This window comes from Amycolatopsis sp. NPDC101161 (genome assembly GCF_044768185.1).
Classification (GTDB): Bacteria; Actinomycetota; Actinomycetes; order Mycobacteriales; family Pseudonocardiaceae; genus Amycolatopsis.
In genome coordinates this window covers 937,773-963,020 of record NZ_JBIWPI010000004.1, presented here as the reverse complement: position 1 = coordinate 963,020, position 25,248 = coordinate 937,773, and the positions used below count along the sequence as shown (strand labels likewise).

Here is a 25,248-nt window from a genome sequence, read left to right as displayed (position 1 = left end):
GCGTCTCAGCCCAAGTTGTTCGTGCCGAAGGTGTCGCAGCGGGCGGGGTCGCCGGTCTGGAAGCCGGTGGTGAACCACTTCTTGCGCTGCGCGGACGTGCCGTGGGTGAACTTCGAGCGGTCGACCTGGCCGCCGCCGAGGTTCTGCTGGATGTAGTCGTCGCCGATGCGGGACGCGGTGTCCAGCGCCGAATTGATGTCGTCCTGCGTGACGTCGGTGATCAGCGGCTTGCCGCTCTCGGTCGGCGTCGTCGAGGCGTGGTTGCCCCAGACGCCGGCGTAGCAGTCGGCCTGCAGTTCCAGGCGCACCGAACCGGACGTCGGGCCGGTGCCGGTGCCCTTCTTCGACGTGCCGAGCAGGTTCTGCACGTGGTGGCCGTACTCGTGGGCGAGCACGTACGCCTCGGTGAAGAGGCCGCCCTGCGCGCCGAAGCGGGTCTTCAGCTCGTCGAAGAAGGAGAGGTCGATGTAGACCTCGGAGTCGGCCGGGCAGTAGAACGGCCCGGTGTCGGAGGTGGCGCTGCCGCAGCCGGTGCGCACGCCGCCGTTGAAGAAGTTCGTCGGCGCCTTGCGGTAGGTCGAGCCGGAGCGGGCGAACTGCTGCGTCCAGTAGTCCTGGACGGAGTTGACGATCGCGACGATCGCGCAGTCGTGGTTCTTGTTGGCGTCCGCGCCGGTCTTGCACTCGCTCGCCAGCTTGGAGTTGTCGACCTGCTGGCCGGACCCGACGCTGCCGAGCCCGCCGCTCAGGCCGCTCCCGCTGCCGCCGCCGAGGCTCACCCCGCCGAGCTGGGAGAGCACGAAGTAGATGATCAGCCCGACGACGCCGAGTCCGCCACCGCCGAGCGCAACGCGGCCGCCGATCCCGCCGCCGCCGCCTCCACCGCTACCGCGCAGGTCCTGGACCTCGGAGGCGTCCAGGCCGGCGTCGTCGTCGAATCTCACCCGCGAATGGTAACGAGCCTGGGCGCGACCGTCGCGCTGACGGCGCACCCAGGCTCTGTACCGAGGTTTGTCTTTGGTCGAGCGGTTGGCCGCGAATCGGGCCGGCGTTCAGGCGCTGTCGTCACGACTGCCGAGGTCGTGACCCGATACAGGCCAGATCGACGCCGTATGCGTGAACGCAAGGAAGCCCGCGCGTGTGGCTGTTCGCAATCGCGCCCGGCCCGTTTGTGAACCGTTCCGGTCGCGGGGACACAGCCGGCGGTCAACCGCGAGGATCACCCGCCACGCAACCACCTGACCTCTCCCGGCGGAGAGCCGGGTCGGCACGTCACCGTCGCCGCGCCTTACCCTGGCCGACCATCCGCAGACAAGCAGAATGCGCCTTTTCCGGCCGAGTCTCAACCTTTTCGTAACCCCACCTTCGGGCGATGTTGCGGCGACGTTTTCAGCGGCACGCAGTTCGGACTCGGACCGCGCGTTCCCTTGATCAGCGTTCTAGGCTGCCTTATGAGCGAGGAGCGGCCTGTGCGTTGGTTGAACGATGCCGAGATGGCGGCGTGGCGCTCCTACATCGTGGCGACCCTCCGGCTGCGGCAGCGCCTGCACCGCGAGCTGACCGACCGCCACGACGTGTCGCTGACCGACTACGAGGTGCTCGTCTGCCTGGAGGACCGCCCGGACCACCGGATGCGCATGACGGAACTGGCTCTGATGATGGGCTCGACGAAGAGCAAGCTGTCGCACCAGGTCGGCCGGATCGAGGAAGCGGGCCTGGTCCGGCGCGTGCGCGACCCGGAGGACAAGCGCGGCGTCATCACGGAGCTGACGGAGCAGGGCAAGGCCCTGCTGGAGAAAGCGGCGCCGACGCACGTGGAAGGGGTGCGCGAGCACCTGATCGACCTGCTGAGTCCGGAAGAACAGGCGACGATCGCCGGTGCGTTCGACCGGGTGCTGGGCCACTTGTCCGACGTCGAGGGCTGAACCCGGGCGCGGCTACTCCGCGCCCGGGGTCCGGAGCGGTAGCGGTGGGATTCGAACCCACGGAGAGGTTGCCCCCTCGCATGTTTTCAAGACATGTTCCTTCGGCCGCTCGGACACGCTACCTCGCCCCACGAGGGTAGCCGACGAGGTCCGGGGCACCGCCCGGGCGGGATGTGATGGGGTGTGCCGCCGGGTGTGGCTGCCGGGACCGGGTTCCGCCGCCGACCGGACGGCCGGCCGCGACGGGAGCGGTCGGCCCTGCTGCCGCCGGCCGCCTGGCTGCCCCGGAACCCCGCCGGGCTGCCCCCGGCCCGCCGGGCTGCCGCGGAACCAGCCGGGCTACCCCGGCCCGCCGGGCTGCCCCGGAACCCGCCGGGCTGCCGCGGAACCGCCCTCCTGCCGCCGGCCCGCCGGGCCGCCGGGCTGCCGGCCCGCCGGGCTGCCGCGGAACCGCCGGCCCACCACGACATCGCGGCCCGCCGGCCTACCTCCAGCTGAGCGTCAACGCCGCTCCTTGCGCGCGACCCGCCTCCGCCGCCGGTGTGCGGCTCGCCGGGTCCAGCGGGTTCTCGCCGATCGCCGCCACCGAGGCCTCGTCCGGGGTGACCAGGGCGACCTCCGCGCCCGCCGCGCGCAAGTCGTCCAGGATCTCCAGCAGCGGTTTCTCCATCGGCAGCAGTGCGTCCGCCCCCAGCGGCGCCACCACCGTCACGCGCGTGTGCCCCGTCGCGTAGTCCGCGTTCTCCGCCGACCGGACGCCGCCGTCCACGTAACGCCGGCCCTCGATCGTCACCGGTGGCCAGACGCCCGGGACCGCGCAGCTCGCCGCCACCGCGTCGACCAGCGGCACCCCCGACGCGCGGTCGAACCGGCGGGGCTCACCGGTCGAGGCGTCCACCGCCACGATCACCAGCCGCTGCTCCGGCCAGTCGTGCACCGGCAGCCGCGCCTCGACCACCGCGCGACGATCCCCTTCGGACACCGTCTCGGCCGCGAGCGCCATTTCGCCGATCGCGCGCCGGACCTCGACCGGGGACGTCGAGACCGTGACCGCGTCGCCGAAGGCCGCGGCGAACTTCTCGAAGTCGATCTCCGCCGGGATCTCCGGGCTCTGCTTGGCCGGATCCACCTGGCGCGCGTACAGCTCGTCCAGCGAAGTCCCGCTAGTCACCTGCGCCGCGACGACCGAGCCCGCCGACGTCCCGACGAGCAGGTCCGCGCCCGTCAGGTCCTGGCCGTGCTCGGCCAGCCCCGCCAGCAGCCCCGTCGTCCACGCGATCCCGGCGACCCCGCCGCCACCCAAAACCAATGCCTGTCCACCCATGCGGGCAGCCTAGCGACGGGGTCCGACAATTCACGGCCGCTTCAGCGCCTGGGCCGCGATCCGGGCCCGCACCTCGGGCCGGCGCAGCGGCGGCACGGTCGCCGGCGGCTGACGGCGTTCGGGCAGCTGCTCCAGCAGTTCCGCGGTGATCCGCGTGATCTCGGCGACCGCCGCTTCGAACGGCTCGCGCGTGGCGTCCGACAGCGACTGCACGCCGGTCACCTTGCGGACGTACTGCCGGGCCGCGGCCTCGATCTCCTCGCCCGTCGCGGCCGGCTGGAGCCCCCGGAGGGTGGTGATGTTTCGGCACATGCCGCCCAGGGTACGTCGCTTCGGACGTCCCGATCACACGGTCGGGTAGGGCCGGGCGAACCTCGTTGACGCCCGAACCCGCGCTTGGGCAATGTCGGGGAAGTGCCCCTCAGACCGCGTCCCTTCCGCTCCGCCCGCCCCGAACCCCGCGCCCCCGAAGAAGGAACGCCGGAAACCCCGATTCCGGAACAGGCCTGGCCGCGCGTGCGGGCCGACGAGCTGGTCACCCTCGTGGCGCACGTCTTCGCCGCGCACGGCTTCCCCGAAGCCCGCGCCCGCATCGCCGCGGAAGCCCTCTGCCACGGCGATCTGACCGGTTCGCCGGACACCGGCGTCGCCGAGCTGACCCGCGTCCACCTGCCCCTGCTGGAAGCCGGGCTCGTCGTGCCGCACGCCGAGCCGCTGATGATCGCCGACCGCGGGGCCGCCGCGCTGATCGACTACCGCCGCGCGCCGGGGCTCTGGGCCGTCGGCGACGCGATGGACCGGGCGGTGGCGCGGGCCGGCCGCTTCGGCGTCGGGCTCGTTTCGCTGCGCGGGATCGGGCCGTTCGGCCGGGCCGGGCACCACGCCGCCCGCGCCCTGCCGCACGCGATGATCGGCCTGGTCCTCGCCGCGGGCGGGGAGCCCGGCCAGCCGGTGAACCCGCTGGGCATGGCCGCGCCGGGTGGCGCGTACCCCGAGTTCGTCTTCGACATGGACAAGCCGGGCGAGGAAGCCGCCGGGCTGACGCTGCTGGTCGAGGTCCTCGCCGGTGTCCTCTCCGGCGTCGCCGACCACGAGCACGACACCGGCCTGCTGGTGCTCGCGATCGCGCCGACGACGCTGCGCAGTGCCGACGGCTTCTACCGCGCGGCCAGCGCGTTGTTCGGCAGCATGCTCGGCTGGGAGGGCGGCGCGCCGATCCGCTACCCCGGCTGGCGCGAGGCCCAGCACCTGGAGCAGTGCCGGGCGCTGGGGGTGCCGCTGTCCGGCCCGGTGCGCCGCGAGCTGGACGCGCTGGCCGCGTCGATCGGCCTGCCGCCGCTGACCAGCGTGGGTTAGGAGACCAGGACGACCTTGCCGCGGTCCTCGCCGACCGCCACGACGTCGCCGTCGGTCAGCTGGCGGCCGCGGCGGGTCTCGACCTCGCCGTTGACCGTGACCTCCTCCGCGTCGATCAGGTCCTTCGCGTGGGAGCCGTCTTCGGCGAGGCCGGCCAGCTTGAGGAACTGGCCGAGCCGGATGGGCTCGCCGGTGATGGGTACGTCGACGGGATCGCTCATACGCGCATCATGCCCGGGCGGTCGTCTGCCGGTAGAGGGCCTGGACGTCCGTGTCGAAGTAGCTCGAGTACGACGTGTCCGGGTCGTCGCCGCCGTACTCGAAGCCGCCGATGACGCCGATGACCGTGCCGAGGCGGGTCTTCGGGTCCTGCCCGGTGACCCACGGGCCGCCGCTGGTGCCGGTCGGGAAGCCCGCGCAGGCCACCTTCAGCTGGTAGGTGTCCTGCCGGCTCGTCGTGTTCTGGCAGACGGCGGGCACCTCGGCGTCGTCCGGGTAGCCGGTGAGCGTGATGGCCTGCTCGAACGCCGTGCCGGTCGCCAGGGTGTTCGCGCCGACCAGGCTTTCCAGGGTTCTCGTGGCCCCGATCTGGTGCGCGGTGGCGAAGCCGACGTCGAGGTCCGGGTCCGACGACGAGCTCCAGCCGGGCGCGACGAACTCGTCGGACACCGTCCAGTAGCCGAACGGCGCGACGCCGTTGTGGTAGCCGGGCGCGAAGGTGACGCCGGTGAGGTAGTCGCCGCCCTCGCCGTCGTGGATGCAGTGGGCGGCAGTCAGCAGGACGTCACCCTGGTCGCTGTGGACGACGCTGGCGGTGCAGTAGTGGGCGCCGTCGACGAACAGCGCGCCGACCGCCGGGCTGGACCCCGCGGGCAGGTCGGGCGTCGACACCGGCGCGGCTTCGACGACCCCGGTGTCCGGCGGGGTCGCGCTCGCCGTCCGCGCCGGCCGGGTCGCGAAGACGACGAAGGCCGCACCGAGCAGCAGGACCGCGGCGAAGATGAGCAGGACGGCAGGCCGCCGCACGCGCATCGCCTCCTCGTCGCACTCATCCGGGGCACCGACCCCATCACCTTAAGGCGCCGCACCGACACGATCAGCGCACCCACAGCAACCTCACAGCCGCTAGTATCCGTAACTCTGGAGTAACACCAACCGGGCGGGAGGGCCGATGAAGCAGTTCGCGGACAAGGTCGTGGTGGTCACCGGGGCGGGATCGGGGATCGGGCGGGCGCTCTCGCTCGAGTTCGCGCGCCGCGGGGCGCGGGTCGTCCTCTCCGACGTCAACGCCGCGAACGCGGAGGAGACCGCGAAGCTCGCCGGCGACAACGCCCGGGCGTACACGCTCGACGTCGCCGACCGCGCCGCCGTGCTCGCCCACGCCGACGAGGTCGCCGAGGAGTTCGGCCGCGTCAACGTCGTCGTGAACAACGCGGGCGTCGCGCTGGGCGCGACCGTCGAGGAGATGACCTTCGAGGACTACGACTGGCTGATGGGCATCAACCTCGGCGGCGTCGTGAACGGCACGAAGGCGTTCCTGCCGCACCTGATCGCGTCCGGCGACGGGCACGTCGTGAACATTTCCAGCGTCTTCGGCTTCGTCGGCGTGCCGACGCAGAGCGCGTACAACGCGGCGAAGTTCGCCGTCCGCGGATTCACCGAAGCGCTGCGCGAAGAAATGCTGATCGCGCGGTACCCGGTCGCGGTGAGCTGCGTGCACCCCGGCGGGATCAAGACGAACATCGTGCGCAACGCGCGCAGCATCGCCGACGACCAGGAGGAGGCCGCCCAGGGTTTCGAACGCATCGCGCGGACGACGCCGGAGAAGGCGGCGCAGACGATCCTGCGCGGTATCGAACGGAAGTCCGCGCGGATCCTCATCGGACCGGACGCCTACGTCATCGACGCGATCCCGCGCGTCCTCGGCTCGGCGTACCAGCGGCCGCTGGCGATCCTCGCGCGCATGGGACTCAAGCAAATGGGGAACTGACTTTCACTCATTCAGGTTGCCTTTCGGACAGCGTCGTCCGAAATGGTCCACAATGCGTGGGGTCCGCGCGTCGCCCCTACCGGAGGTCCCCGATGCTTCGCACCGCACCGCGCAGTGCGACCCGTTCGTCCAGTGACCGCACCGCGGTGGAGCTGCTGGACCGCACCGGCATCGTCGCGGCGAGCCTGCCCCGGCGCCGCCGCACCGACGACGACGTCACGGCCGCCGAGCCGATCTTCACCCGGCCGCCGGTGTGCGACCAGGACCTGCGCCCGAAGTCGGTGGTGATCCGGCGCCGCGCCCGCACGTGGCTGGGCAGCGGCGCCGCCGTGCTGCTCGTCGCCGCCGGCTGGCTGGCCGGGGGACTCGCGACCGGCAGCCTCTTCGGCTCGGACCCCGCCGACGTCGCCCAGCTGGACGCGCGCCCGGCCGTCGCCGAGGCACCGGCGCCCCAGCCGCAAGCCCCGCAGGCGCCCGTGGCCACTCCGGCCCCGACGACCGTGTACGTGGCGGTGCCCGCGAAGCCGGCGACGAAGAACGTCCAGGCCCAGGCGAAACCGCAGGCGAAGAAGAAGCAGTCGGAAGACGACCAGGCCCGCGTCGACCTGTCCTCGCCGACGCCGACGTCGGCCAACCTCGTCCAGTCGTGGGTCGGCGTGGCCGAAAGCATGATGCAGCAGTACCAGTACCGCGCGGACACGACGACGACCACGCGCCGCTGACGTCAGGCGTCGCTCCAGCGGTACTCGTGCTCCGGGCGCCCGGTGGCGCCGTAGCGCAGGCGCATCTGAACCGTCCCCGACTCGGCGAGCGCCGTCAGGTACCGCTGCGCCGTCGCCCGGGCCATGCCCAGCTCGCCCGCGACCTCCGCGGCCGACAGCGGCCGCCCGGCGCGCCGCAGCTGCTCCGAGACCAGCCGGGACGTCGCCGTCGACTGGCCCTTCGGCGCGGACGTGCGGTCCTGGTCGTGCAGCACCCGGTACGCGCGGTCGACGTCGTCCTGGCCCAGGGCGCGGTCCTCGGCGAGCAGGCCGCGGAAGCGCGCGTACGACGTCAGCCGCTCGGCGAGCTGGCGGGTGGTGAACGGCTTGATCAGGTAGTTCAGCGCGCCGGCCCGGATCGCCGCGGCCACCGACGCGCTGTCGGTCGCTGCGGACAGCACGATCGTGTCGGTCTGCAGCTCCGGCAGCACCGCGAGGCCGGACTCGTCGGGCAGGTAGACGTCGAGCAGGATCAGGTCGGGCGCGAGCTCCCGGACGCGGGCGCGGGCCTCGGCGGCGGTGTGCGCGGTGCCGACCACCGCGAACCCCTCGACCTCCTCGACGAACCCGGCGTGCACCCCGGCGACCCGGAAGTCGTCGTCGACGATGAGCGTGCGGATCATCCGTCCTCCGTCAGCATTCCGGGCAGTTTCGCGACGAACAGGGCACCCGTCTCGCCATCGCCGGGACCGGCCAGCCAGACGTCGCCGCCGTGGGCGCGCGCGGCCTGGCGGGCGAGCGCCAGCCCGAGTCCGTGGCCGGGCGCGATCTTCGTCGAGACGCCTTCGTCGAACAACGTCCCCCGCAGCTCTTCCGGGACGCCGGGCCCACTGTCCACAACGGACAGATGCAGGGTGTCTCCTTCGGCCAGCAAGCTGATTTCGACCGTCGCCGGCCGCCGCGGGCCCATCCGGGCGGCGTGCAGCGCGTTGTCGACGAGGTTGCCGATCACGGTGTTCGCGGCGATCGGGTCGGTCACGGCCGTGGGCACCCAGGTGTCGTCGGCGAGCTTGAGCGTGAGCCCCTTTTCCTGCGCCTGCTCGGTTTTCGCGACGAGCAGCGCCTGCAGGTACGGGTCGGCGACGGCGTCGCCCAGCTCGCTCGGCCGCGCCGACGGCGAGTCCGTCAGCGTCTGCAGGTACTCGACGGCCTCGGTGTGGTGGCCGAGCTGGAGCAGCCCGTGGAGGGTGTGGAGCCGGTTGGCGAACTCGTGCCGCTGGGCGCGCAGGCCGTCGGACAGGGCGCGGATGCCGTCGAGCTCGCGGGTGAGCGTGTCGAGGTCGGTGCGGTCGCGGAAGGTCAGCACGGTGCCGATGTCCCGCTCGTCCAGCCGGACGGCGCGCGAGTTGATGACGAGCACGCGGTTTCCGGCCACCGCGAGGAGGTTGTCGACCGGCCGCCCCTCGGCGACCGCCTTGCGCAGGCGCGGCGAAAGCTCCAGTTCGGAAAGCCCCGCGCCGAGCGGGAGTTCGGTGCCGAGCAGGCGCTCGGCTTCGCCGTTGCGCACCGAGACGCGGTTCGCGTCGTCGACGGCGAGCACGCCCTCGCCGATCCCGTGCAGCACGGCTTCGCGTTCGTAGAGCAGTTCGGTGAGTTCATGCGGTTCGAGGCCGTGCGTGACGCGCCGCAGCCGCCGGTTCAGCAGCGCCGACGCGCCCGCGCCGAGCAGCAGCGCGCCGCCGGCGAACAGCAGCGTGGTGGCCAGGAGCTCGTTGAACGCCCCGGTCGGGTCGGCCACGTCGAAGCCGACGCTCACCTCGCCGACCACGCGCGGACCTTGCCGGATCGGGGTCTTGCTGCGCACGGAGAGGCCGAGCGTGCCGCTCTGCACGGCGCTGATCTCGTCGAACCCGGCGAGCGCGCGGTCGGGCGGGGTGCTGACCGGCTTGCCGATCTCGCTCGCCGTCGGGTGGGCCAGCCGGATGCCCTTGTCGTCGGTGATCACCACGAACAGCGCGTCGTTGGCCGTGTTGACCGCCAGCGCCCGTTCTTCGAGCGCCCCGCCCGGGATCTTCGCGGCGGCGTTCGCGACGACGACCGGGTCCGCGGCCACCGACTTCGCGATGGCCAGCGCCCGCTCCCCGTACTGGTTGGTCAGGGTGCGGCTCAGCAGCACGCTCACCAGGGCGACGCCGATCCCGACGACGAGCACGACCACGCCGATCTGCAGCAGCAGCACCTGCCTGCTGAACCGCATGCGCGGGAAGAGCGCCCACTTTGGCATGGCTCGAAACCATACCCCCTGGTCAGCGCCGTGCGCTAAATGAGCAAAACATTCAGAACGCACAGCTCGCGCGGAGAACGTCGACAAGCTTCACGCGGGCGCCACACGTACTTAACGTCCCTTCCCAACGTGAGCCCCACCACGTGACGAAGGAGTCACCCCCCATGGTTCCCCCACTGATCGAACTCACCGGAGCCACCAAACGGTTCCCGAGCGGGTCCGGTTCCGTGCACACGGCCGTCCGCGACCTGACCATGACCGTGCAGCCCGGCGAGTTCGTCGCCGTCGTCGGACCCACGGGGTGCGGCAAGTCGACGACGCTCTCGCTGGTCTCCGGCCTGCAGCCGCCGTCCGCCGGCCGGGTGCGGGTGAACGGCGAGGACGTGAAGTCCATTCCGGACGGTGTCGGCTACATGTTCCAGACCGACGCGGTGATGCCGTGGCGTTCGGTGCTCGACAACGTCGCTTCCGGCCCGCGCTTCCGCAGTGTGCCGAAGGCCGAGGCCCGCGCGCAGGCCGTCGACTGGATCGCCCGCGTCGGGCTCGCCGGGTTCGAGAAGTACTACCCGCACCAGCTCTCCGGCGGCATGCGCAAGCGCGTCGCGCTGGCCCAGACCCTCGTCACCAAGCCGAAGATCATGCTGATGGACGAGCCGTTCTCGGCCCTGGACGTCCAGACGCGGGCCCTGATGCAGGACGAGCTGCTGCGCCTGTGGTCCGGCTCGGGTGCGGCGGTCATCTTCGTGACGCACGACCTCGACGAGGCGATCGCGCTGTCGGACAAGGTCGTCGTGCTGACGTCGTCGCCGGCCACCGTGAAGGACGTCTTCGAGATTCCCCTGGAGCGGCCGCGGAAGGTCGAGGACCTCCGGCTCACCGAGGAGTTCCGCAAGCTCTACGCCGACATCTGGGAATCACTGCGCAGCGAGGTCGACAAGGCCCGCCAGAAGGGAGCGAGCAATGTCGCTTGAGACCCCCGCGGCCCCGGCCACTTCGCTGCCGGTGCTGGAAACCGAGCAGGACATCCTCACGAGGGCCAGGCGAGCGACGTCCCGCCGCCGACGCAACACGTGGCTGCTGCGGCTGGCGCTGGTGGTCGCCTGGCTCGGCAGCTGGGAGCTGACCGCCACCTACTGGATCGACCCGTTCTTCTACTCGAAGCCGTCGCGCATCTGGCTGCGGCTGGTCGAGTGGGTCACCAGCGGCACCGACTTCGGTTCGCTCTGGTACCAGCTGTGGGTCACCGTCGAGGAAGCCTTGGTCGGCTTCGCGATCGGTGCGGTCGCCGGCGTGATCTTCGGCGTGGTCCTGGGTCGCAGCCGGTACCTGGCCGACGTGCTCGCGCCGTTCATCAAGGCCGCCAACGCGGTCCCGCGCATCGTGCTCGCCTCGCTGTTCGTCATCTGGTTCGGCCTCGGGCTGGCGTCGAAGGTCGCCACCGTCGTCGTGCTGGTGTTCTTCGTGGTGTTCTTCAACGCCTTCACCGGCGCCCGCGAAGTGGACCGCAACCTGATCGACAACGCGCGCATCCTCGGCGCCGGGCGGATGCAGGTCATCAAGGCGATCGTGCTGCCGAGCGCGACGTCGTGGATCCTGTCTTCGCTGCACACCGCGTTCGGCTTCGCGCTGATCGGCGCGGTCGTCGGCGAGTACGCCGGGTCCAAGGCGGGCATCGGCTTCCTCATCTCGAACGCGCAGGGCACGTTCGATTCGGCGGGCATCTACGCCGCCATGATCATCATCACCGTCGTCGCACTGGTCGCCGAGTGGGGCATCGGAAACCTCGAGAACCGGCTGCTGCGGTGGCGGCCCTCGATGTCCACCTCCAGCCAGACCGTCATCTGAAAGGACCGAATCGATGAGGATTCGCCGAATCGCCGGCGCGCTCACCGCGCTGACCGTGGTGGCGGCGCTGACCACCGCCTGCCAGGACTCCCGCACCGCCGCGACGGGCGAGGGGGGCAAGCCGAAGGTCACGATCATGGTCGGTGGCCTGGAGAAGGTCATCTACCTGCCCGCCATGCTCACCCAGCAGCTCGGCAACTTCGCCGCGCAGGGCATCGACGTCGAGCTGCAGAGCGAGCAGTCGGGCGCCAACGCCGAGACCGCGCTCGTCGCCGGCCAGGTGCAGGGCGTGGTCGGGTTCTACGACCACACGATCGACCTGCAGGCCAAGGACCAGTGCATCAAGAGCGTGGTCCAGCTGGCCAACATCCCGGGCGAGGCCGAGGTCGTCGGCACCGCGCACGCCGACGCGATCAAGAGCTCGGCCGACTTCAAGGGCAAGAAGCTGGGCGTCACCTCGCTCGGGTCGTCCACCGACTTCCTCACGAAGGCGCTGGCGGCCAAGGCGGGCGTCGGGGCCGACCAGTACACGCCGGTGAAGGTCGGCGCCGGGCAGACGTTCATCGCGAGCCTGGACAACGGCGGCATCGACGGCGGCATGACGACCGACCCGACGATCGCGCAGCTGACCAACACGGGCAAGGCGAAGGTGCTGTACGACCTGCGGACGGAAGAGGGCACGAAGGCGGCGCTGGGCGGGCTGTACCCCGCGTCGTCGCTGTACATGAGCTGCGACTTCGTGGACCGCAACAAGGACGCCGTGCAGAAGCTGGCCAACGCGTTCGTGGCCACGCTGAAGTGGATCGACCAGCACAGCCCGGAGGAGATCGCGGCGAAGATGCCGCCGTCCTACAGCGGCGGTGACAAGGCGCTGTACGTCAAGTCCGTCAAGGACAGCATCGGGATGTTCAACGGCGACGGCAAGATGGACGCCGCCGGCGCGAAGAACGTGCTCGAGGTGCTTTCGAGCTTTTCGAAGAACGTGCAGCCGAAGAAGGACTCGATCGACCTGTCGAAGACGTACACGACCGAGTTCGTCGACGCGGCCGCGAAACAGGGCTAGCAGCCCCGCTCACCTGACCGAGCGGTAGGTGAGCGTCATGGACCCGTGAAGGCCTCTTCCCCCGCGGAGGCCTTCACGGGTCTTTTCGTTCATTCCCGTGCAATTCCGGCAAACTGGTGACTATTTCCCGGAATGTGAAGACCCTTCGAAAGTAGCTACCTTCCCGGCGGTGCGGATCCAACACTTGGGGACACGGTTTTCCCGGTCCCCATCGGTGAACGGAGTCCCCGCATGTCCAGAATCCTTTCGTCGCGTGCTGCCCGCGTCCTCACAGCGGTCGCCGCGGCCGCCGCCGGCCTCGCCGTCTCCGGTACCGCCCACGCCGCGGTCGAGTACGGCTCGCACTTCCACGGTCACCAGTTCTCCGGCGGCAACTGGGGTGGTTACGTCAGCTTCGGCAGCTTCACGACGGCGACGGCGAGCTGGACCGAGCCGTCGGTGAGCTGCCGGTCGACCAACGACCTGTTCGCGCCGTGGGTCGGCATCGACGGCGACGGATCGTCCACAGTGGAACAGACCGGCGTCGAGACGGACTGCTCCAGCGGGCGTCCGGTGTACTCCGCCTGGTACGAGATGTACCCGGCCGCGCCGGTGTACTACAACGTGTCGGTCAGCGCGGGCGACCACATCACCGCGACCGTGACCCGCACGGCCACGAACACCTACCGGCTGGACCTGTCCGACACGACCAAGGGCTGGTCCAAGTCCACCACGAAGTCGCTGACGTCGAAGCACGCGTCGGCGGAGGCGATCATCGAGTCGCCGACCGACTCCTACCCGACGATCTCCGGCGGCGTCACGTTCACCGGCGTCAAGTTCAACGGGACGAACCTGGCCTCGACCAGCCCGTCCGCGCTGAACGCCGACGACCGCGGCACGAACACCTGGATCCCGGGCGCGATCGGCTCGGACGGCCAGAGCTTCACGATCTCCCGCCACTGACCCCTATTTGAGGTTGTTGATCGCCCACGCGACCACCATCACCGCGAGGATGAGCGAGATGACGGCTTGCAGCATCATCGTCATCTTCGCCCAGATCCGCAGCGGCATCACGTCGGTGGGGCTGAAGGCGGCCGCGTTGGTGAACGAGAAGTAGAGGTAGTCCAGGTAGGACGGTTCCCAGTCCTGGTGCGCCAGGTCCGGGTCGGCCATCTGCGGGAACTGCAGGTCGGGGAACTTCGCGCGGCCTGCGGCCCGCCGGCCCGGGCCGCCCCGGTCGAACTCCCAGTACCAGAGCGAGAAGGCGACGATGTTCGTCCAGTAGACGATCCCGCCGGTGACCAGTACGGCGCCGGCGTGGTCGCCGATCGTGCCGGCCGCGATGCGGTAGACGAGCGTCACCGCGGACCCGCCGTTCACCGCGGTCACGGCGGCGACGAGCAGCAGCGAGATGACCCGCTCGACGGCGCTGAACTGCGACATCCGGCCGGGATTGGCGAGCAGCAGCGCGACGACCAGCAGCGCGGAGACGGCGGGCAGCAGCCACTGGGGGTGCAGCGCCATGTCGTCGGGCACGGCGACCTGCAGCACGAGGGTGGCCACGACGACGCCCATCGCGGGCCACCGGGTCTCCCCGGAGGTCCGCCGTCGCCACGCGGGTAGGGCCTGTTCAGTCACGACGTCAACGTAGGACGGCGGCGCCCGGCGCGCCAACGCGCTCACTCAGCGCTTTGTCAGCCGGCGGGGGCGGTCGTCACTTCGCCGGGCAGCTTTCGCGCCACGTCCGTCCGGGAGCGTGCCCCGAGCTTCCGCAGCACCTTGGCGACGTGCTGCTCGACCGTGCGCGGCGAGAGGAACAGCCCGTCCGCGATCTCCCGGTTCGTCCGGCCTTCGGCGAGCATCCGCGCGACTTCGCGTTCCCGCGGCGACAACTCGCTGCCGTACCCGCGGCGCCCGCGTTGCGAAGGTGCCCACGCGCCGTGCTCGCGCAGCTGGTGCCGGCAGCGTCCGGCGTCACGGGTGGCGCCCAGCTGCTCGTACGCCTCGGCCGCCGCGGTCAGCTCTTCGACGGCGTCCCGGTTGCCCGCGGCGAGCCGGCACATGGCCGCCCGCTCCCGCATGGCCGTCGCCGGGTACGGCATCGGCAGTGTCGCGTACCCGGACGCGGCCTCGTCGAACAGCGTCGCCGCGGCCAGGTGCTTGCCCCGCGCTTCGAGCAGCACCGCCCGGCCGGCCACCAACGCTGCCGCGGCCACCGGAGCGTCTCGGTCTTCGATGCCGCGGGCGAACGCCTCGACCACGCTGTCGGCCTCGGGCCAGCGCCCGGCCCGCGCGTACGCCTGCGCCGCCGCCGGGACCAGCGCCGCCGCCCAGATCCAGACACCCTTGCGCCCGGCCGCGGCCACCGCCGTGTCGGCCACCGCGCACGCGCCGTCGACGTCGTCGGTCGCCAGCAGCACCGAGATCAGCACCCCGGCCGCCGACAGCACGACCGGGATCGGCCCGCGGTCCGGCGCGTGCACGCTCGCCGCGGTCAGGTGCCGCTGCGCGGCGGCGAACTCCCCGCGCACGGCCGCGAGCCCGCCGAGCACCAGCGACGACTCCATGACGATCGGGCCCAGCTCCGGGTAGCTGTCCCGCAGCTGCTCGGCGGCTTCGGCGAGCCCGGTCCAGCGCCCGCGCACCCAGTCCAACCGGACGCGGGTGCCCTGGATCAGGCCGATCGCGTACAGCGCGCCCGCGTCGGTCGCGCGCCGGACGCCCTCGGTCACCAGCCGTTCCGCGCGGTCGAGGTGACCCGCCCACGACTGGCCGTCGGCGAGGTTGCACCACAGCCGGGCCAGCTGGACGCGCTCGGCGACCGTGCCGACGGTGTCCGGCAGGGCCTCGAACTCCGCCCACGCCGAGCCGTCGCCGACGTGCGACGCGGCCGCGATGCGGTCGGCGGTCAGCGCGAGCCGCAGCTCGGGGTCGTCGAGCCGCTCGTACACCTCACCCGCGCGGGCGCGCCAGGATTCGTGCCACGACAACGGGGTCAGGCCGTCGATCGGCTGGGCGAGCAGCGTGATCCCGCGCGCGGCGAGGTCGGGCCGGTCGGTCAGCTCGCCGATCGCGCGTTCCACCTCGAGGCGGCCGCGGCCGAGCCCGCCGATGGTCCGGACCTGCAGCATGCCGAGGCTCAGCCGGATCGAGCCGCGGACCGACGGCGGCAGCGTCACCTCTTCGAGGACGCGCTGCAGCGTGCCGATCACGTCGGGGCGGAAGCCGCGCAACGCGACCTGGCTCAGCTTGCCGGCGACGCGCCCGGTGTCCGACTGCGCCGGGCCGGGCTCGGCGAGCACCGACTGCAGCAGGTCGATCGCGCGGGACGTCTCACCGCGGGTGACGGCCTCGTCCGCGGCGGCTTCGGCGTAGTGCCGCCACTGGTCGACGCGGCCGGCGGCGCGGGAGTGGCGGGCCAGCAGCGTGAGCGGCGGGGACGGTTGCGCGGCGAGCACGCGGATCGCCTGCGCGTGCAGCAACGCGCGTTCGGGTCCGGTCACCGTGTCGTAGACCGCCTTGCGCGCCAACGGGTGCCGGAAGCCGTACTTGCTGTCGCCGACTTCGCCGAGCACCCCGCCGGACAACGCGGCGAGCAGCGCGGTGCGGAGGGCGTCGCCGGACAGGCCGGCGAGTTCGCCGAGCACGGCGGCTTCGGCGCCGACGCCGAGCACCGCGGCCGCGCCGGCCAGCTGCACCGCCGGCGCCGGCAGCGCGGCCAGCCGTTCGGTGACGGCTTCCCGCAGCAGCACCGGCACTTCGAGGTTCTCCAGCATCCGGTCGGAGAGGACCTCGCCGACCGGCAGCCGCTCGGCCGCTTCGCGCAGGGCCCGCAGGGTTTCCTCGGCCACGAACGGGATTCCGGCGGTGCACTCGTGCAGCTTCGCCGCGAACTCGTCGGTGACGCGGGGCAGTTCGAGGATTTCGGCCGCGAGCGCGCGCACGGCGGTGACGTCGAGCGCGCCGAGCGCGACCCGCGCGGAGTGGACGGCCGGGTCGGTCCGGAAGGGCGCACTCCATGTCACAGCCCCAGCGTCGGTCGCCGACCGGAAGGTGGCCACCACGGCCAGTTCGGGGGGCATCGAGCCGGCGAGGAATCGCATGAGGTCACGGGTGTCTTCGTCGGCCCATTGGAGGTCGTCGATCAGGACGAGCGTCGGTCCGCAGGCCTGCAGCAGTTCCCGCACCGCGCGGAAGACGCGGTGGCGTTCGGCGACCGGGTCGGGGAGGGGTTCGGGCCGCGGAGGAAGCGCTTCCGCGAGCTCCGGCAGTAGCGGCCGCAGCACGCCGGCGACCGGGCTGAGCGGCCTGAGCCGCGCGTCGCCCACCTCGCGAAGCGCTTCCAAGACGGGCCCGTAGGGGAACGGTTCCCGCAGCGGCTGGCAGGCGCCGGTGAGCACGCGGCCGCCGTCGAACTCCTTGCGGCGCCCGATCTCCGTGAGCAACCGGGTGCGGCCCATGCCGGGCTCGCCCTCGATGAGCACGGCGGCCGGGCGCCGCTTGAGCACGTCGACGATCGCGTCGAGCTCGGGGTCGCGGCCGGTCAGCCGGGCGGGTCCCGACCGGACGCTCACCGAGGTGGGGCGGGGAGCCGTGAGCCACATACGGACCTCCTCGACGCCTACCGGGGTGTGCGCGGGAGCCTAAGCAGCGCTCGGCGCTCCGTAAACCATTAACCGAATAGGTGGTCGGTACCGCCGTCACACGTCCGCCTACCCGCTGTCACCGGTTTGCCGCGGGATCCGCCGGTCCGGGGTCACCGCGCGTACGAAACTTCGGCGGTCAGCGCGTTCCGGCGGTGCTTAACACGTTCAGGGTGGTGTGTCGGCTACTGAAAGTAGTTCACGGAAACCCTACTTAAGGACCTGTCCGACCGGGTGACAGCCGCCGGTCCGGACCGCTTGGAGCAGGGGATTCGTCCGGGGTGAATGCGTATACCCATTCGCCGGGCGCCCGGATTGCACCGTAACGCCCACTGCGGGGACCCTCACCCGGGGGAGTACCACTGCGTGGCCGGTGCAGAGCCGCGCGTAACCACCTAGGGAGAAGCATGAAGATCGCCAGACTCTTCGGTGCCGCTGCCGCCGCGGTGATGACGACGGGCGCACTCGTCTCTGTCGCCGTCCCCGCGTCGGGCCAGGACCTGCTGAACCCGGACATCGTGCCCGCCATGCAGCGCGACCTGGGCCTGACCCACGACCAGGTGCTGACGCGGCTGAAGAGCGAAGACGTCGCGAACAAGGTCACCGAGGCCGTCAGCGCGACGCTCGGCGACGCCTTCGGCGGCGCCACGTACAACGCCGCCACGGGCAAGGCGCACATCCAGACGACGGACGCCGCGTCGGTCGGCAAGATCCAGGCGTCCGGGGCCGAGGCGGAGGTCGTGAAGTTCAGCGCCCGCCAGCTCGACTCCACTGTGGACAGGTTCAAGGCCCTCGACGCCACGGCGCCGTACGCGATCACCGGCTGGGGCGTGGACTCCGTCACCAACCGCGTCACGCTTTCCGTCCTGCAGGGCCAGCGCGCCGCGGCCGACGCGTTCCTCGCGCGGTCCGGTGTGGACAAGTCGTCGGTCACGATCGTCGACGCGACCGCGAAGCCGACGCTGCACGCCAACATCCGCGGTGGGGACGCCTACTACATCGGCGGCTCGGCGCGCTGCTCGGTCGGTTTCGCGACCACGACCGGCTTCGTCACCGCCGGCCACTGCGGCGCGCTCACGGGCGGCGGCTCGCTGACGGGGTCGAACGGCGCCGCGCTCGGCAGCTGGATCACCTACCGCTTCCCGGATGTCGACTACGCGGCGGTCCGGACCAACAGCAGCTGGACCCCGGTCGCGCAGATGAACAACGGGACCGCGGTGCGCGGGTCGTCGAACGCGGCGACCGGCTCGTCGGTCTGCAAGGCCGGCTCGACCACCGGCTGGACTTGCGGCACGATCGGCGCGAAGAACCAGAGCGTCCGCTACTCCGAGGGCACGGTCAACGGCATGACCGCGACCAACGTCCACTCGGCGGCCGGTGACTCCGGCGGCGGCTTCATCGCCGGCAACTACGCGCAGGGCGTCCTGTCCGGCGGCAACACCAGCGTGACCTACTTCTACCCGATCGCCGGCGCGCTGTCCGGCACCGGCACCACCCTGAAGACCAGCTGATCCCGGGCTGAAACAGCGAAAGGGCGGGTTTCGAGTGCCTCCAGCGCACTCGAAACCCGCCCTTCGTCCTCGCCGCGGGATTGGGAGGTTCAGGGGTCAGACGTTGCTGATCTCCTCGATCAGCCCGTCGACGTCGAAGTGCGCGCTCTCCTCGCCGAGCGGCACCAGTTCGTAGGACGCGTCGAGGAACGTGCGGACGTCCTCGACCTCGAGCTCGAACGACGCATAGCCGTCCGGTGACTCGATTTCCAGGGTCAGGAAGTCTTCGTCTTCGGACAGGTCCGGGCGGATCCGGACGTCCCCGAGGCCGGCCGGCTCGTCGAGGCCGTCCACCAGGAGGTCACGCGCGAAGGTCCACTCGATCCACCGGCCGCGCTCGGTCCGGAACGCGACGGTGACCGCGAACGGCTCGTCGGCGTGGTAGGAGAGGCGGGACAGGACGGGCGTGGTGCTTTCGTTCAGCACCACGAACTGGCTCTGGTGAACGGCGTCGGTCTGCATGGCCCCTCCTGGAGTCCGGTGGCGGTTCGCGCGGCGCGAACTGTTCGAGGAGGAGATGACCAGGCCCGACGGTCATGACGAAGAAACTCTCACGTTCACTTGATCGGTTGCATCCGTCCATTGTGGTGTAACGCCGGGCACGTACACCTTGCGCTCGAACGGCGACGCGTGGTGACGCCTCAGGGGCCGAGCGGCAGGCTGAGCCCGACCTTCACCCGGTCCATCGCCACGCTCGTCGTGAAGTGCCGGACGTTCGGGTTGTCGAAGAACATCCGGCGGGTGAACGCCTCGAAGCCCGCCATGTCCGGGCACGTCACGACCAGCACGAAGTCGGCGTTGCCGGTGACGTAGTAGCACTGCTGGACGCAGTCGTCGGCCAGGACCTGGCGGCGGAACGCGTCCAGGACCGCGAGGTTCTCCCGCTCCAGCTCGACCATGACCACGAACGTCATGCTCAGCCCGAGCGCCTCCGGCGACAGCACCGCGACCTCGCGCTCGATGACGCCCGCCTCGCGCAGCCGCTTGATCCGCCGTTGCACCGCCGCGGCGGAGAGGCCGACCTTCGCGCCGATCGTCTCGGCGATGGTGCGGGCGTCCTCCTGGAGGCAGGCGAGGATGGCGATGTCCAGCTGGTCGAGGTCGGGTGTCTGCACTCCAGCAGGCTAACCGGCACCCCCGACGATTTGCGGCGAGTTCGCTCCCGGCTCACTCCACCGTGACGCCGCTCACTACTCCGTCCGAGGGGAAAGTGAAACAACTTTTTTCGTGACCTGGAACACAACTGACCGGTCTACCAGGGGGTAGCCCATAGAAGTGGAAGACCAGCCGGTCGCTCCGCCTACCCGCCGGCGTGGGGAGGCTCTCCCGTGCCCGCACCTGCCGCCGTGCTGACCGGCCTCGGTTCGTGGTTGCCGACGAAAGTCCTGGACAACCACGAGATCGCCGCCCGGCTCGACACCACGGACGAGTGGATCCGGACCCGCACCGGCATCCGCGAGCGCCGCGTCGCGGGGCCGGACGAGTCCACAGTGGACCTCGCGGTCGGGGCGGGCCGCGAAGCGCTCGCGGGTGGCTCCGCCGACGTCGTCGTCCTGGCGACGTCGACGCCGGACCAGCCCTGCCCGGCGAGCGCGCCGCAGGTCGCCGCCCGGCTCGGGCTCGGCACGGCCGCGGCCTTCGACGTCAACGCCGTCTGCAGCGGGTTCGTCTACGCGCTGGCCACGGCGGCCGGCTTCATCGCGGGCGGCCTCGCCGAGCGCGTCCTGGTGATCGGCGCCGACACCTTCACCACGCTCATCGACCCCGCGGACCGCACGACCGTCCCGATCTTCGGCGACGGCGCGGGCGCGGTCCTGCTGCGCGCGGGCGAGCCCGACGAGCCCGGCGCGTTCGGCCCGTTCGACCTGCACAGCGAGGGCGAGCACGCCGACCTGCTGTGGGTTGAGGCCGGCGGCGCGCGGCGGCGGCTGTCCGACCAGCCGAGCGACCGCTTCCTCGCGATGCAGGGCACGGCGGTGTTCCGGCACGCCTGCGCGCGGATGGCCGAGTCGTCGCGGACGGTCCTGGACCGCGCGGGCTGGATGGTCGGCGACGTCGACCGCTTCGTCGGGCACCAGGCGAACATCCGGATCCTGCAGGCGACGGCGAAGCAGCTCGGCATGCCGGCCGACGCCGTCGTCGCCAACATCGACCGCGTCGGCAACACCAGCGCCGCGTCGATCCCGCTCGCCCTGGCCGACGCCCGCGCCGACGGCACCCTCGCGCCCGGCCACCGCGTGCTGCTCAGCGCGTTCGGCGCGGGCCTGACCTGGGGCTCGACGGTGCTGCGCTGGCCGGATCTGGGTCAGCTGTCCTGAGGTCCCGGGCCGGCCGTCCAGGTCGGCGTCGCCTCCTGGCGGCCGCGCAGCTCCAGCTCGCCGTGCTTCTCCCAGTTCGCGCGTTCGCTCGGCAGCGCGGCCGAGACGACGGCGTCACTGGCGAGGATCCGTGACGGCACGGCCTTGGCCAGCTCGGTCAGCCGCGCGGCTTCGTTGACGGCGTCGCCGATCACGGTGTACTCGAGCCGGCTGCTGGTGCCGAGCTGCCCCGCGAAGACCGGGCCGCTGGAGACGCCGATGCCGAGGTCGAGCTCGCCGTCGGCGCACACCTCGTCGCGGATCGCGCGGGCCGCGGCGAGGGCGGCGGTCGGCGCGTCCGCGAGCCGGGTCGGGGCGCCGAAGATGCACAGCGCGGCGTCGCCCTGGAACTTGTTGACGAGCCCGCCGCGGGCGTTGACCGCGGAGACGACGGCGGCGAACAGCCGGTTCAGCTTCCGCACCAGCTCCTCGGGCGGGGTGCGGTAGGCGAGCGCGGTCGAGTCGACGACGTCGACGAACAACGCCGTGACCTCGCGGACGTCGCCGGACAGGGACGCGCCGTACTCCAGCGCGTGCCGGGCGACGTCGGCGCCGACGTGCCGGCCGAAGAGGTCCCGCATGCGCGCCTGCTCGCGCAGCCCGGCGGCGAGCTGGTTGACCGACGTCTGGAGCAGGCCGATCTCGCTGGAGTCGTCGACGTCGACCGTGACGTCGTTGTCGCCGCGGGCGATCCGGTCGAGGGCCACGCGCAGCCGGTGCAGCGGCGCGGCGACCGCCCGGGCCAGCAGCGCGGTCCCGATGGCGCCGACCCCGAGGCCGATGACCGACAGCATGATCAGGCTGGCGGTGTGGTTGCCGGAGCCGAGGTCGGGCGGCGTGGCGACGAGCAGGACGCCGACGAACGGGACGCCGCTGGCCAGCGCCCAGGTGACGACCAGCCGGGTGAGCACGGTGACGGGCAGCGACCCCCGCGGCGGCAGGACGTCGAGGGCGATGGTCATCACCGGCCGCGCGACCCATTCGGCGGCGAGGTAGGTGAGCCCGACGGTGGTGAGGCCGCCGAGCCCGATGACGGTCGCCATGCCGACGGCGTCCGCACCGGAGCCGAGCACCCCGGCGAGCACGCTGAGGACGACGGTCCCGATCAGCCAGAGCGTCCCGCTGACGACGGCCATGTCGACGGGCAGCCGCAGGGCCCGGCGTGCCTCGCTTTCCGACGGAGGGCGGCCGAGCACGAACCAGATGGCGGTCCGCCGCTGCAGCCAGGCGGTCCAGAGCGTCCCGGCGAGCAACGACCCGGCCACGATGGCGGCGGCGGTCAGGCCCAGGACCCAGCCGCGGTCCCCGACGTCCCCGGGCAGGCCTTGCAGGAGGAGAAGCAGCGCGACAACACCGGAGCCGGCGACACTGGAGCCGATGCCGAGCCCGGCGAAGCCCAGGCTGGTGCGCAACACGACCCGGAAGTTCTTCACGGCGATCTTGCGCACGGCGTCGATCGTACGGCCGAAAATGCGTGGCCACCGCCGGTGGCCGCTCGTTACGGTGCGGATCATGGACGCACATCCGTCGAGTGCGCGCGTGGTGCAGCCGAGGGCGTGATGCCGTTCGTCGCCACCGAGGGAATCCTGCGGGAGCGCCGCTTCCCGTCCACGAGCGCGCTCGGTGTACAAGTTCGTGGCGCGGGTGCTGGAGTCGCGTTAGAAGCGGTACCGCAAGATGTGCGCCATCCGGGCCAGTGGCGGGAAGTACTTCAGCGTCCGCAGCTGGAACCGCGTGAACGGCCGCATGCGAGCCAGCACCTCCGGCGTCGACCAGTGGGCCGCGTCCAAAGAGGACACCAGCGTCAAGCCGTAGCGCTCCAGCTCGTGCGGGGCGTCGATGCCCCACTTCAGAGTTGCCTTCGCGCGCCGGACCGGGGTGTTCAGCTTCTGCGCCTTGATGCCCAGCTTGCTGAACACGTCGCAGATCACCTCACCCGACGGGAACTTCGCGACCAATCGGCGAATCAGCTCGGTGCCCTCCGCGGGCGTCAGGTACATCGTCAAACCCTCGGCGACGATCAGCGCCGGGCGGTCCGATGGCACCTGGTCCAGCCACCCGAAGTCCGTCACCGATGTGCCGATGTTCGTGTGGTTCGGCGCCGCCGCGTACAGCTTCTCCCGCAGCGCGACGACCTCCGGGTAGTCGACGTCGTACCACTGCACCGACGACGGCGGCGCGACGCGCTGGAAGCGCGTGTCCATGCCGCAGCCGAGGTGCAGCACGATCGCGTCCGGGTGCCGGGTCAGGTACTCCGCGGCCCACTCGTCGATCGGCTTCGCGCGCAGCACCACGCTCACCGCCGAATCCCGCGTGATGCCGAGCTTGGCGAAGTCGTAGTCGATCTGGCGGACGGCTTCGTCGGCCGCGTGGTCACCGAGGATCGGCTCGGCTTCGCGGCTGTCGAGCGCGCGGCCGTAGAGCGTGGCCAGCATGGTGGCCTTCTCCTCGGTGAAGTGCACCTTCTCCATCAGCGTTCCTCCGCGGCGAAGTCGTGCGCGTACGTCTTGGCGTCCACCAGGTGCTTCAGCGTCAGCTCGCGGGCCGCGGCCGGGTCGGCGCGGCGGATCGCTTCGAGGATCGCGCGGTGGTCGTCGACCGCTTTGCGGATCTGGCCCGGCAGCCGCAGCGCCGCCCGGCGCTCCTCGCCGACCAGGGCGAGGACCGAGCGCAGCAGGCCGGCGACGTCGTCGTTGCCCGCGTTCTGCGCGATCACCCGGTGGAACTCCGCGTCGGCGGCGATGACGTGCAGCATGTCGCCGTCCTCGGCCGCCTGCGCCATCTCGGCGACGTTGTCCTCCAGGCGGCTCACCGTCTTCGCGGACGCCTGCCTGGCCAGTCGCTCGGCGAGCGTCGGCTCGACGGTCGCGCGCAGGTCGAAGAGCTTTTCGACGAGCTGGTCGTGCTCGGTGAACCACGTCCGCAGCGGCTGTTCCTGCTGCTCGCGGACGTAGGTGCCGGAGCCCGCGCGGATCCGGACGTACCCGATCGAGTCGAGGACGCGCAGGGCCTGCCGCAGTGACCCGCGGCTGATGCCGAGGTCCTCGCACAGGACGCGTTCGGCGGGCAGCCGCGAGCCCGGCGGCAGCTTCCCGGAGTCGATCAGCGACCGCAGCCGGTCGACGGTCGCGCTCCAGACCTGCTCGGTGTCCACGCCGCCATCCTCTCAGCTCCGGAAACTGTCGGGGGTGCCTGTCATGATCACGGCCATGGACATCCTGGGGGCGTGGGCACGCGGCTGGGCGGTCTCGCGGGCGGTACCGGAGCCGGTCGCGGAGCCGGACGGCTTCCGCGTCGACGTCGGCCTGCCCGGCCACCGCGTCCGCTACCTGCTGCGGTCACCGTCGGCGGTGGCCACGCGGGCGCGGACGGTCGCCGAGCCGGGCACGTGGCTGAAGACGTGCGGCGCGCGGGACGCGGTGCTCGCGGGCCTGACACCCGAGTGGAAGGCGGGGAACACGGAGTACCTGATGACCTTCGACGGCGGCATCCCACCCGCCGAGGTGCCGTCACCGTACGAGGTGGCGGTGAGCGGTGAGGAGCCGTTGTGGTCCGTGTCGGTGACGTCCGGGGGCGAGCCGGCGGCCCGCGGCTGGGTCGCCGTGGCCGACGGGGTGGCGGTGTTCGACCGGATCGTCACCGAGCCCGCCCACCGGCGGCGCGGACTCGGCCGGGTGGTGATGCACCGCCTGGGCGTCGCGGCCGGCGCGCGAACGAGTGCGTTGCTGGCTTCGGAGGCCGGGCGTGGGCTGTACACCGCACTCGGCTGGCGGGTGGCTTCCGAAGTGGTGCCCGCCCACGTACCGGAAGGAGCGCGATGACCGCGCGGTTCAAGGACCTCGCCCTCGACGCGGCCGACCACCAGGCCCTGGCGGACTGGTGGTGCCGCGCGATGGGGTACGTCCGCCGAGACTCCCTCACCGGCGACGAACGCCCGGACGACTGGCCGGTCCCGATCGTCGACCCGGCGGGCGGCGGCCCGCTGATCTGGATCGTCCCGGTCCCGGAGCCGAAGACGGTCAAGAACCGCATGCACCTGGACGTCTTCGGCGACAAGGCCGAGCTGCTGGCGCTCGGCGCGACCCTGGTCCGGGAACGCGACACCGACATCGAATGGGACGTGCTGGCCGACCCGGAAGGGAACGAATTCTGCGTCTTCACCCCACGTTGACTGTCTCGCCTGCCACATCTCGGCCCCTCCACTTCGCGGCCCCGCGCCGAGATGCTTAGG

General features: G+C 71.6%; 26 protein-coding genes and 1 tRNA gene. 12 read left to right on the top strand and 15 right to left on the bottom strand.

Translation table 11 applies throughout. From position 1 onward, the window contains the following. Window positions 1–5: 5 nt before the first annotated feature. A complete protein-coding gene (locus ACIRSS_RS32395; protein ID WP_400901443.1) occupies window positions 6–944 on the bottom strand; it encodes a neutral zinc metallopeptidase in 939 nt (312 codons plus the stop codon). Between the two features lie 507 nt (window positions 945–1,451). Between ACIRSS_RS32395 and ACIRSS_RS32390 the strand changes: the two genes are divergently transcribed. Next, window positions 1,452–1,925: a MarR family winged helix-turn-helix transcriptional regulator gene (locus tag ACIRSS_RS32390; protein ID WP_400901441.1), complete on the top strand. Its 474-nt coding sequence runs from the start codon at window positions 1,452–1,454 to the stop codon at window positions 1,923–1,925. Between the two features lie 36 nt (window positions 1,926–1,961). Here ACIRSS_RS32390 and ACIRSS_RS32385 read toward each other — a convergent pair. The 3 genes from ACIRSS_RS32385 to ACIRSS_RS32375 all read right to left on the bottom strand — a co-directional run bounded on the left by ACIRSS_RS32385 (window position 1,962) and on the right by ACIRSS_RS32375 (window position 3,561). Beyond that, window positions 1,962–2,048 (bottom strand) — tRNA-Ser (locus tag ACIRSS_RS32385). A 361-nt stretch (window positions 2,049–2,409) separates the two neighbouring features. Then, a complete protein-coding gene (locus ACIRSS_RS32380) occupies window positions 2,410–3,249 on the bottom strand; it encodes a patatin-like phospholipase family protein (protein ID WP_400901439.1) in 840 nt (279 codons plus the stop codon). A gap of 30 nt (window positions 3,250–3,279) precedes the next feature. Next, window positions 3,280–3,561: a DUF2277 domain-containing protein gene (locus ACIRSS_RS32375; RefSeq protein ID WP_086675629.1), complete on the bottom strand. Its 282-nt coding sequence runs from the start codon at window positions 3,559–3,561 to the stop codon at window positions 3,280–3,282. A gap of 102 nt (window positions 3,562–3,663) precedes the next feature. On the opposite strand from ACIRSS_RS32375, the gene ACIRSS_RS32370 reads away from it, so the two are divergent. After that, on the top strand, window positions 3,664–4,605 hold the full coding sequence (locus ACIRSS_RS32370; RefSeq protein WP_400901437.1) for an Ldh family oxidoreductase: 942 nt from the start codon (window positions 3,664–3,666) through the stop codon (window positions 4,603–4,605). Here ACIRSS_RS32370 and ACIRSS_RS32365 read toward each other — a convergent pair. Beyond that, window positions 4,602–4,826 (bottom strand): RNA-binding S4 domain-containing protein, encoded by a 225-nt coding sequence (locus tag ACIRSS_RS32365; RefSeq protein WP_286000501.1) that lies wholly within the window; start codon window positions 4,824–4,826, stop codon window positions 4,602–4,604. The two genes, ACIRSS_RS32370 and ACIRSS_RS32365, sit on opposite strands and share 4 nt — an antisense overlap. A gap of 7 nt (window positions 4,827–4,833) precedes the next feature. Beyond that, window positions 4,834–5,637, bottom strand: a complete 804-nt coding sequence (locus ACIRSS_RS32360; RefSeq protein WP_400901435.1) for a trypsin-like serine peptidase — start codon at window positions 5,635–5,637, stop codon at window positions 4,834–4,836. A gap of 139 nt (window positions 5,638–5,776) precedes the next feature. Here ACIRSS_RS32360 and ACIRSS_RS32355 point away from each other — a divergent pair, with 139 nt between their 5' ends. Both ACIRSS_RS32355 and ACIRSS_RS32350 read left to right on the top strand, forming a co-directional pair. Then, on the top strand, window positions 5,777–6,595 hold the full coding sequence (locus tag ACIRSS_RS32355; RefSeq protein WP_400901433.1) for an SDR family oxidoreductase: 819 nt from the start codon (window positions 5,777–5,779) through the stop codon (window positions 6,593–6,595). Window positions 6,596–6,687: 92 nt separating this feature from the next. Then, window positions 6,688–7,317 (top strand): hypothetical protein, encoded by a 630-nt coding sequence (locus tag ACIRSS_RS32350; RefSeq protein ID WP_400901431.1) that lies wholly within the window; start codon window positions 6,688–6,690, stop codon window positions 7,315–7,317. Window positions 7,318–7,319: 2 nt separating this feature from the next. Here ACIRSS_RS32350 and ACIRSS_RS32345 read toward each other — a convergent pair whose 3' ends face one another. After that, window positions 7,320–7,979 (bottom strand): response regulator, encoded by a 660-nt coding sequence (locus ACIRSS_RS32345; RefSeq protein ID WP_400901429.1) that lies wholly within the window; start codon window positions 7,977–7,979, stop codon window positions 7,320–7,322. Beyond that, a complete protein-coding gene (locus ACIRSS_RS32340) occupies window positions 7,976–9,553 on the bottom strand; it encodes an ATP-binding protein (protein WP_400901957.1) in 1,578 nt (525 codons plus the stop codon). The genes ACIRSS_RS32345 and ACIRSS_RS32340 overlap by 4 nt, the downstream gene beginning before the upstream one ends. A gap of 191 nt (window positions 9,554–9,744) precedes the next feature. On the opposite strand from ACIRSS_RS32340, the gene ACIRSS_RS32335 reads away from it, so the two are divergent. The 4 genes from ACIRSS_RS32335 (at window position 9,745) to ACIRSS_RS32320 (ending at window position 13,430) form a co-directional block, all read left to right on the top strand. After that, window positions 9,745–10,551 carry an ABC transporter ATP-binding protein gene (locus ACIRSS_RS32335; protein ID WP_400901427.1) on the top strand — a complete coding sequence of 269 codons (807 nt, stop codon included), beginning with the start codon at window positions 9,745–9,747 and terminating at the stop codon, window positions 10,549–10,551. After that, window positions 10,541–11,425 (top strand): ABC transporter permease, encoded by an 885-nt coding sequence (locus tag ACIRSS_RS32330; RefSeq protein WP_400901425.1) that lies wholly within the window; start codon window positions 10,541–10,543, stop codon window positions 11,423–11,425. Before ACIRSS_RS32335 ends, ACIRSS_RS32330 begins: the two co-directional genes overlap by 11 nt. Window positions 11,426–11,438: 13 nt before the next feature. Further along, the gene (locus tag ACIRSS_RS32325; protein ID WP_400901423.1) at window positions 11,439–12,488 is read left to right on the top strand and encodes an ABC transporter substrate-binding protein; all 1,050 of its coding nucleotides are present in this window, start codon (window positions 11,439–11,441) and stop codon (window positions 12,486–12,488) included. Window positions 12,489–12,719: 231 nt separating this feature from the next. Further along, window positions 12,720–13,430 (top strand): G1 family glutamic endopeptidase, encoded by a 711-nt coding sequence (locus ACIRSS_RS32320; RefSeq protein ID WP_400901421.1) that lies wholly within the window; start codon window positions 12,720–12,722, stop codon window positions 13,428–13,430. A 3-nt stretch (window positions 13,431–13,433) separates the two neighbouring features. Here ACIRSS_RS32320 and ACIRSS_RS32315 read toward each other — a convergent pair whose 3' ends face one another. Further along, window positions 13,434–14,042, bottom strand: coding sequence for a hypothetical protein (locus tag ACIRSS_RS32315; RefSeq protein ID WP_400901955.1), 609 nt, complete (start codon window positions 14,040–14,042; stop codon window positions 13,434–13,436). 119 nt (window positions 14,043–14,161) lie between these two features. Next, window positions 14,162–17,071, bottom strand: a complete 2,910-nt coding sequence (locus tag ACIRSS_RS32310) for an ATP-binding protein (protein ID WP_400901419.1) — start codon at window positions 17,069–17,071, stop codon at window positions 14,162–14,164. Between the two features lie 446 nt (window positions 17,072–17,517). Between ACIRSS_RS32310 and ACIRSS_RS32305 the strand changes: the two genes are divergently transcribed. Beyond that, on the top strand, window positions 17,518–18,621 hold the full coding sequence (locus tag ACIRSS_RS32305) for a S1 family peptidase (protein WP_400901417.1): 1,104 nt from the start codon (window positions 17,518–17,520) through the stop codon (window positions 18,619–18,621). 96 nt (window positions 18,622–18,717) lie between these two features. On the opposite strand, the gene ACIRSS_RS32300 is transcribed toward ACIRSS_RS32305, so the two are convergent. Beyond that, on the bottom strand, window positions 18,718–19,122 hold the full coding sequence (locus ACIRSS_RS32300; protein WP_400901415.1) for an SsgA family sporulation/cell division regulator: 405 nt from the start codon (window positions 19,120–19,122) through the stop codon (window positions 18,718–18,720). A gap of 179 nt (window positions 19,123–19,301) precedes the next feature. Next, on the bottom strand, window positions 19,302–19,775 hold the full coding sequence (locus ACIRSS_RS32295) for an Lrp/AsnC family transcriptional regulator (protein WP_400901413.1): 474 nt from the start codon (window positions 19,773–19,775) through the stop codon (window positions 19,302–19,304). Window positions 19,776–19,988: 213 nt separating this feature from the next. Between ACIRSS_RS32295 and ACIRSS_RS32290 the strand changes: the two genes are divergently transcribed. Further along, on the top strand, window positions 19,989–20,978 hold the full coding sequence (locus tag ACIRSS_RS32290; protein ID WP_400901411.1) for a beta-ketoacyl-ACP synthase III: 990 nt from the start codon (window positions 19,989–19,991) through the stop codon (window positions 20,976–20,978). Here the strand turns inward: ACIRSS_RS32290 and ACIRSS_RS32285 are convergent. The 3 genes from ACIRSS_RS32285 to ACIRSS_RS32275 form a co-directional block, all read right to left on the bottom strand. Beyond that, complete coding sequence (locus ACIRSS_RS32285; protein WP_400901409.1) at window positions 20,966–22,465, bottom strand: adenylate/guanylate cyclase domain-containing protein; 1,500 nt, start codon at window positions 22,463–22,465, stop codon at window positions 20,966–20,968. The genes ACIRSS_RS32290 and ACIRSS_RS32285 overlap by 13 nt on opposite strands. Before the next feature lie 210 nt (window positions 22,466–22,675). Beyond that, on the bottom strand, window positions 22,676–23,488 hold the full coding sequence (locus tag ACIRSS_RS32280) for a class I SAM-dependent methyltransferase (RefSeq protein ID WP_400901407.1): 813 nt from the start codon (window positions 23,486–23,488) through the stop codon (window positions 22,676–22,678). Beyond that, window positions 23,488–24,171: a FadR/GntR family transcriptional regulator gene (locus ACIRSS_RS32275; protein WP_400901405.1), complete on the bottom strand. Its 684-nt coding sequence runs from the start codon at window positions 24,169–24,171 to the stop codon at window positions 23,488–23,490. Before ACIRSS_RS32275 ends, ACIRSS_RS32280 begins: the two co-directional genes overlap by 1 nt. A 43-nt stretch (window positions 24,172–24,214) precedes the next feature. Between ACIRSS_RS32275 and ACIRSS_RS32270 the strand changes: the two genes are divergently transcribed. Together ACIRSS_RS32270 and ACIRSS_RS32265 are read left to right on the top strand one after the other, a co-directional pair. After that, entirely contained in the window at window positions 24,215–24,838 is a 624-nt protein-coding gene (locus ACIRSS_RS32270) for a GNAT family N-acetyltransferase (protein WP_400901403.1), read from the top strand. Continuing rightward, on the top strand, window positions 24,835–25,188 hold the full coding sequence (locus tag ACIRSS_RS32265) for a VOC family protein (protein WP_400901401.1): 354 nt from the start codon (window positions 24,835–24,837) through the stop codon (window positions 25,186–25,188). The genes ACIRSS_RS32270 and ACIRSS_RS32265 overlap by 4 nt, the downstream gene beginning before the upstream one ends. The last annotated feature ends 60 nt before the right edge of the window (window positions 25,189–25,248 follow it).

What these genes read in the sequence shown, in the direction of transcription:
- ACIRSS_RS32390 (WP_400901441.1), top strand. Translation starts at nt 1,452, where the DNA reads ATGAGCGAGGAGCGGCCTGTGCGTTGGTTGAACGATGCCGAGATGGCG.
- ACIRSS_RS32380 (WP_400901439.1), bottom strand. Translation starts at nt 3,249, where the DNA reads ATGGGTGGACAGGCATTGGTTTTGGGTGGCGGCGGGGTCGCCGGGATC.
- ACIRSS_RS32375 (WP_086675629.1), bottom strand. Translation starts at nt 3,561, where the DNA reads ATGTGCCGAAACATCACCACCCTCCGGGGGCTCCAGCCGGCCGCGACG.
- ACIRSS_RS32365 (WP_286000501.1), bottom strand. Translation starts at nt 4,826, where the DNA reads ATGAGCGATCCCGTCGACGTACCCATCACCGGCGAGCCCATCCGGCTC.
- ACIRSS_RS32360 (WP_400901435.1), bottom strand. Translation starts at nt 5,637, where the DNA reads ATGCGCGTGCGGCGGCCTGCCGTCCTGCTCATCTTCGCCGCGGTCCTG.
- ACIRSS_RS32355 (WP_400901433.1), top strand. Translation starts at nt 5,777, where the DNA reads ATGAAGCAGTTCGCGGACAAGGTCGTGGTGGTCACCGGGGCGGGATCG.
- ACIRSS_RS32350 (WP_400901431.1), top strand. Translation starts at nt 6,688, where the DNA reads ATGCTTCGCACCGCACCGCGCAGTGCGACCCGTTCGTCCAGTGACCGC.
- ACIRSS_RS32345 (WP_400901429.1), bottom strand. Translation starts at nt 7,979, where the DNA reads ATGATCCGCACGCTCATCGTCGACGACGACTTCCGGGTCGCCGGGGTG.
- ACIRSS_RS32340 (WP_400901957.1), bottom strand. Translation starts at nt 9,553, where the DNA reads ATGCGGTTCAGCAGGCAGGTGCTGCTGCTGCAGATCGGCGTGGTCGTG.
- ACIRSS_RS32335 (WP_400901427.1), top strand. Translation starts at nt 9,745, where the DNA reads ATGGTTCCCCCACTGATCGAACTCACCGGAGCCACCAAACGGTTCCCG.
- ACIRSS_RS32330 (WP_400901425.1), top strand. Translation starts at nt 10,541, where the DNA reads ATGTCGCTTGAGACCCCCGCGGCCCCGGCCACTTCGCTGCCGGTGCTG.
- ACIRSS_RS32325 (WP_400901423.1), top strand. Translation starts at nt 11,439, where the DNA reads ATGAGGATTCGCCGAATCGCCGGCGCGCTCACCGCGCTGACCGTGGTG.
- ACIRSS_RS32320 (WP_400901421.1), top strand. Translation starts at nt 12,720, where the DNA reads ATGTCCAGAATCCTTTCGTCGCGTGCTGCCCGCGTCCTCACAGCGGTC.
- ACIRSS_RS32315 (WP_400901955.1), bottom strand. Translation starts at nt 14,042, where the DNA reads ATGGGCGTCGTCGTGGCCACCCTCGTGCTGCAGGTCGCCGTGCCCGAC.
- ACIRSS_RS32310 (WP_400901419.1), bottom strand. Translation starts at nt 17,071, where the DNA reads ATGTGGCTCACGGCTCCCCGCCCCACCTCGGTGAGCGTCCGGTCGGGA.
- ACIRSS_RS32305 (WP_400901417.1), top strand. Translation starts at nt 17,518, where the DNA reads ATGAAGATCGCCAGACTCTTCGGTGCCGCTGCCGCCGCGGTGATGACG.
- ACIRSS_RS32300 (WP_400901415.1), bottom strand. Translation starts at nt 19,122, where the DNA reads ATGCAGACCGACGCCGTTCACCAGAGCCAGTTCGTGGTGCTGAACGAA.
- ACIRSS_RS32280 (WP_400901407.1), bottom strand. Translation starts at nt 23,488, where the DNA reads ATGGAGAAGGTGCACTTCACCGAGGAGAAGGCCACCATGCTGGCCACG.
- ACIRSS_RS32270 (WP_400901403.1), top strand. Translation starts at nt 24,215, where the DNA reads ATGATCACGGCCATGGACATCCTGGGGGCGTGGGCACGCGGCTGGGCG.
- ACIRSS_RS32265 (WP_400901401.1), top strand. Translation starts at nt 24,835, where the DNA reads ATGACCGCGCGGTTCAAGGACCTCGCCCTCGACGCGGCCGACCACCAG.